General features: G+C 46.1%; 6 protein-coding genes. 3 read left to right on the forward strand and 3 right to left on the reverse strand.

Going from position 1 to position 5,430, the window contains the following annotated elements; all coding sequences use genetic code 11:
• Nucleotides 1-51: 51 nt before the first annotated feature.
• From AC4E7D_RS11165 to AC4E7D_RS11175, 3 genes are all read right to left on the reverse strand, one after another.
• Nucleotides 52-897 carry an outer membrane protein assembly factor BamD gene (locus AC4E7D_RS11165; RefSeq protein WP_490173874.1) on the reverse strand — a complete coding sequence of 282 codons (846 nt, stop codon included), beginning with the start codon at nt 895-897 and terminating at the stop codon, nt 52-54.
• Nucleotides 898-993: 96 nt separating this feature from the next.
• Entirely contained in the window at nt 994-1,890 is an 897-nt protein-coding gene (gene dapA / locus AC4E7D_RS11170) for a 4-hydroxy-tetrahydrodipicolinate synthase (RefSeq protein WP_490173875.1), read from the reverse strand.
• Complete coding sequence (locus tag AC4E7D_RS11175; RefSeq protein ID WP_490173876.1) at nt 1,887-2,429, reverse strand: DUF6913 domain-containing protein; 543 nt, start codon at nt 2,427-2,429, stop codon at nt 1,887-1,889. Before AC4E7D_RS11175 ends, dapA begins: the two co-directional genes overlap by 4 nt.
• A gap of 117 nt (nt 2,430-2,546) precedes the next feature.
• Between AC4E7D_RS11175 and AC4E7D_RS11180 the strand changes: the two genes are divergently transcribed.
• From AC4E7D_RS11180 to ahr, 3 genes are all read left to right on the forward strand, one after another.
• A complete protein-coding gene (locus AC4E7D_RS11180; protein ID WP_490173877.1) occupies nt 2,547-3,260 on the forward strand; it encodes a 5'-nucleotidase C-terminal domain-containing protein in 714 nt (237 codons plus the stop codon).
• Nucleotides 3,260-4,171, forward strand: coding sequence for a bifunctional metallophosphatase/5'-nucleotidase (locus AC4E7D_RS11185; RefSeq protein ID WP_490173878.1), 912 nt, complete (start codon nt 3,260-3,262; stop codon nt 4,169-4,171). Before AC4E7D_RS11180 ends, AC4E7D_RS11185 begins: the two co-directional genes overlap by 1 nt.
• Nucleotides 4,172-4,323: 152 nt before the next feature.
• Nucleotides 4,324-5,334 carry an NADPH-dependent aldehyde reductase Ahr gene (gene ahr, locus AC4E7D_RS11190; RefSeq protein WP_490173879.1) on the forward strand — a complete coding sequence of 337 codons (1,011 nt, stop codon included), beginning with the start codon at nt 4,324-4,326 and terminating at the stop codon, nt 5,332-5,334.
• Nucleotides 5,335-5,430 lie beyond the last annotated feature (96 nt).

Genomic DNA, 5,430 nt, shown 5'->3' on the forward strand with positions numbered 1-5,430 from the left:
TGTAGGTAACCGTAGAAACCGGTGCTTTTGTGTTTTTTAGATCCTTCATGCTCATTTTGTAGGGTTATCTTGTTCTTTTGTATAGGTATTCAACTCTTTTTCAATTTTGTCGGCCAGGTCCCGGGCTGCTTTGGCGTATTTTGTTTCAGGGTAATAACGTATGAGGTTTTCATATGCTCCCATAGCCTCCTCTAATCGCTCTTGTTTTTTATCCTCCGTGCTGTTCAGGGCCAGATTACTGGTTGCCTCAATCTTGTAATAGTAGGCATCTTCACGAAAAACAGAGCCGGGGTGATCTGAGATAAAATTATCCAGGGCAGCAATGGCCGATACATTATAATCCAGAAAATATGATTTTCCCAACTTAGTGAACTGCCGGGCAATTTCAAATGCTTTCTTTTCTTTTTTGGTTGTAAGTTCTTTAGCCATGGCATTGGCTTCCGGCAGGTATTCAGAATTTGGATAGGTATTGATGAACCCCTGCAGTTTTACCAGCGCTTTATCCGTATCTGTCTGGTCAAGAGAGTACCTTGGCGAAAGCATGTAATAGCTCTTTGCACCCAGAAAAGACGCTTCTGCAGCCTTGTCACTCTTGGGATAGGACTTTATAAACCTTTCGAACTGGTACCCAGCAAAATTATAATCCCGGATCTGGAAATAGGTATTTGCCAGGAAAAACTGCACCCGTTCTCCCTGTGGCTTTCCTGCAAAGCGCGGGGCAATTTGTTCAAGCAGGCGATTGGCCCGCTTATAGTCCCCTTCGTTGTAGAATTTCTCTGCAAGGTCATACTTGGCTTTGGTGTCCTCGTTCTTCAGCACCTTCTGATATTCATTGCAGGAACCCAGAACAGAAACAACCAACAAAAGGACAAGGTAACGCTTCATTTTAAAAAACATTTGGCAAAATTAGGATTTTCAGGCGGAATAAAAAACAATTTAATTGAACCTAAGGTAGTTATCCCCGGGCATTGCAGAAATGCATTTAGGGAAGATTTAACGTATTCCGGCAGGAAGTTTCAAGGCGGCCACATAATCTGCAATACGCGATTTAAGGGCTGCAGTAGCTTCCACAAGGGGTAATCTCACATAAGCATCGCAAATTCCAATATGCTCTAACATGGCTTTTATCCCAGTGGGGTTGCCTTCCTCAAATATGAGCTGCATTCCCTCCAAAAGCTGTTCCTGGATGGTGTTCGCCTGGGTAGATTGACCTGCTGCTGCCGCCTTCATCATGGCAGAAAAGTTGCCGGGTATTGCCTGGCCCAGCACCGAAATCACCCCGTGGCCTCCCATTTCAACCGTAGCTTTGGCTGTGGTATCGTCTCCGGATATCACGAGAAACCCTTCTGGGCTTGCCGTTATCAGATACCGGATCTGCTCCAGGTCACCTGAGGCTTCCTTTACCCCAATAATATTTTCACAATCCCTGGCCAGGCGGAGTACCGTATCAGGCAAGACATTGCTTCCGGTCCTCCCGGGTACATTGTAGAGAATTATTGGCCTGGAACTCGCACTGGCAACGGCTTTGTAATGCTGATATATCCCTTCCTGGGAAGGTTTGTTGTAGTAGGGCGAAACAGATAAGACAGCAGAAAAAGGAGATAAATCCATTGCTTTTAACTCCTCTGTAAGGGCTTGGGTATTATTTCCTCCCATTCCGATGACCAAGGGTAATTGATCCTTGTTTTCCTGAACAACGATGTCTATTACTAACTGTTTCTCCCTTTTGTTAAGGGTAACCGCTTCTCCAGTAGTCCCAAGCACTACAAGATAATCGAGCCCTCCGTTTATGCAATGCCTTACCAAAGCCCGGAGGGCATCCGTGTCTACCGTCAATGCTTCTGTGAAAGGGGTTACCAGGGCAACGCCCGTTCCTTGCAATTCCTTCATACTGCCAACTCGTTTAACACATTGAGGTATTTGGTTACCTCGTTTTTAAAAATGTCAAAATCGTTCAAGGGACAATCCAGGATAATATCGTTGAACGTTTTATCCACTTTGCTAAACCCTACTTTGATACGGGCTTTCGTTTTTAAAGTCATCAACTGCAGCATAATGTTTTTCTCCGTGTAATAGTTGATCAGCACATCATACTCCCGGCTTAAAAATTCCCCTGCATAACTGTTCTCAATATCCCCATTCCAACCTAAATCCTTATCCGAAAAGACCGGCGTGGCATATGGAGAGTTCTGGTCATATTCCTTTTTATAACCGATTACTTTAACGGCGTTCGGATGTAATTTAAAAAGGGTCACAAATTCTTCAAAAGCCTCGGGCTGGGGGAACTTATCCAGGTCAACAATCACCCCCACAAGGTGGATTCCGGGCTTCCTGCTGCTCATCGGCCTGGGCGGACTTTCCAGTTCCGCCTTCATATATTTAAGGGCGGATTTATGCTTGAACCTGCCTTTAAGTCCCTTGAAAAACATGTATCTTTACATTTCTGCAAAGGTAACCAATATACAGGCTTCTCTGACGCTAAGTTAAAAAGCAACATGAACTTAAAAACACAACATTTTGTTGCATTTGTAACAATTTTACTTGTTTTGGGTTGCCGCCAGGGACCACCTACCCTAAAGGCAATTGAAGGCAGGCAACTTTCCATTTCTGACTCCCTCATGGCGGTAGATAGTCTGGAACAGTTTATCCTTCCTTATCGCAATAGGGTCAACGAGGTACTGGACAGTGTTTTGGCCTACGCCCCCTACCCCATTACCAAAAGCGACGGAAAGTGGAATAGCTCTGCAGGGAATCTGATGGCCGACATCCTACTGGAACAGGCAGATCCGATATTCCAAAAACGGACTGGAAAATCAGTAGATTTTGTCCTTCTGAATCACGGGGGTATCCGAAGTATCATAAGTGAGGGTCCGGTTACGGCCCGGACAGCTTATGAAGTTATGCCCTTTGAGAACCAAATCGCTGTGACAAAACTGAAGGGTCCGGCCGTAAGAGCGCTGGTTAGTTTCCTTATCCGTTCCGGCAGGCCCCATCCCATAGCGGGAATTAAAATTGTGCTTGATGCTCAGAAAACCCTGCAATCCGTAACTATACAGGGAAAACCCTTTGATGAAACTCAGGAGTACTACATTGCCACCTCTGATTATCTGGTAAAAGGAGGTGATGAAATGGGGTTTTTTGGTCAGAGCGATACCATTTATACGCTTGACTACAAGGTCAGAAATGCCATGATCGATTTTTTTAAAAAGGTAGACACGCTAAAACCTGAAGTAGACGGTCGCTTTACACAACTCAACTAATGGACAGAAGACAATTCATCGGAAAATCAGCTGCAGGGGCAGCGTTGGTAGCTTCGGGAGGGCTTGCCCTGGATTCCTGTTCTTTGTCTGGTAAAAAACACATTACCATCTTACATACCAATGACGTGCACAGCCATATTGACCCCTTTCCGGCAGACCATTCCAGATATGCTAATATGGGAGGTTTGGCCAGAAGGGCGGGACTTGTGGAACGCATCCGCCAGGAAAATCCGAATACCCTTCTTTTGGATGCTGGGGATATCTTCCAGGGAACACCTTATTTCAATTTTTACGGCGGGGAACTGGAGTTCCGACTCATGAGCAAAATGGGGTATGATGTAGCCACTATCGGCAATCACGATTTCGATAATGGCATCGAAGGGCTCCTTGCGCAAATGCCCTATGCTGGCTTTGAATTCGTTTCTGCCAACTATGATTTCAGTAACACCGTTATGGATGGTTTCGTAAATCCATATACCACCCGGATCCTGGACGGGATCAAAGTGGGTATTTTTGGACTGGGAATAGCGTTAGACGGACTGGTACTTCCAGAATTATATAGAGAAACCCGTTATCTAGATCCTGTTGAAATCGCACAGGATATGAGCCGGGTATTGCGGGAAGAGGAAGGCTGTGAACTGGTTATCTCCCTTTCCCATTTGGGATATGAATACCGAAATCCCAATATTCCAAGTGATGTTCTCCTGGCATCAAAAACGGATGGGATCGACCTTATTATTGGCGGGCACACCCATACCTTCCTGAAAGAACCGGTAATACGACCCAACCGCAAGGACCAAAAGGTGTTGATCAACCAGGTAGGATGTTATGGCCTGTATCTGGGTAGGATCGACTTTTATTTCGATAATAAAAAGCGGAAAAACTCCAGGGGGGTTAGCATTTCTGTTTAAATTGGTTCTTTGTTGCTCGTTATCTGTTCTTAGTGGATCTGATTGCTAACACTCTTAAAATCCCCAACCAAATACATCCAAAATAGCTTCCAAAAGGCATAGCGGTTTAGGTATTTATCCTGTATCTTTATTTCAGAAAATCTAAATAAGCCATGACAACTGTAAACGCCTATGCTGCCGAATCTGCCGGTGCACAACTGAAACCTTTTTCCTATGAACTGGGACCACTTGGATCTGAAGAAGTAGACATAAAAGTCCATTACTGCGGGATATGCCATTCGGACCTCAGCATGCTCAATAACGACTGGGGAATGACACAGTTTCCCTTTGTCCCCGGCCACGAGATCGTTGGGGAAGTAGTGGGTATTGGAAATGAAGTGAAGTCTATCGCCGTAGGGGACTATGTGGGGCTGGGATGGAATTCTGCCTCCTGTATGCATTGTCCGCAGTGCATGGATGGCAACCATCATTTATGTGGCTCGGTGGAGGGCACTATTGTTGGCCGGCACGGGGGCTTTGCAGATCATGTCAGGGCGCATTGGTCCTGGACCATCCCCTTGCCAAAAGGAACAGATATGCAGAAAGCGGGCCCGCTTTTTTGCGGCGGTATCACCGTATTCAATCCCATTATCCTGGGTGAGGTAAAACCTACAGACAAGGTAGGGGTGATCGGCATCGGAGGGCTGGGCCATATGGCATTGAAATTTCTGAACAAATGGGGTTGTGAAGTGGTGGCCTTCAGTTCCAATCCGGATAAGAAACAACAGATCCTTGATATGGGCGCAACCAGGGTGGTCAATTCCAGGGATCCGGAAGAATTAAATGCCATTGCCGGAACCCTCAATTTCATCCTGAATACGACCAATGTCACCCTCGATTGGGATGCCTACCTCGGCACCCTTGCTCCGAAAGGACGTTTGCATAACGTAGGGGCTGTTCTGGAACCTATGGCCATCCCGGCTTTCTCCCTGATCATGGGTGAAAAATCTGTGGCAGGAAGCCCTCTGGGCAGCCCGGCCCTTACGGCGACCATGCTGGACTTCTGTGCACGTCACGACATTTATCCCGTAGTTGAGGAATTTCCTTTGGAGAAGGTCAATGAGGCCTTGGCCCACCTGGAGTCTGGTAAAGCCAGATATAGAATCGTGTTGAAGGTAAACTGACAGGTTATTTACCTTTTTGAAAATGCCTCCTTTGGTGCTAACCGGCTTCCAATATGAGATTATTTAGAAACCCAAGGCAGAATATGCTTCGCGAAG

The organism is Lentiprolixibacter sp. (assembly GCF_982873095.1).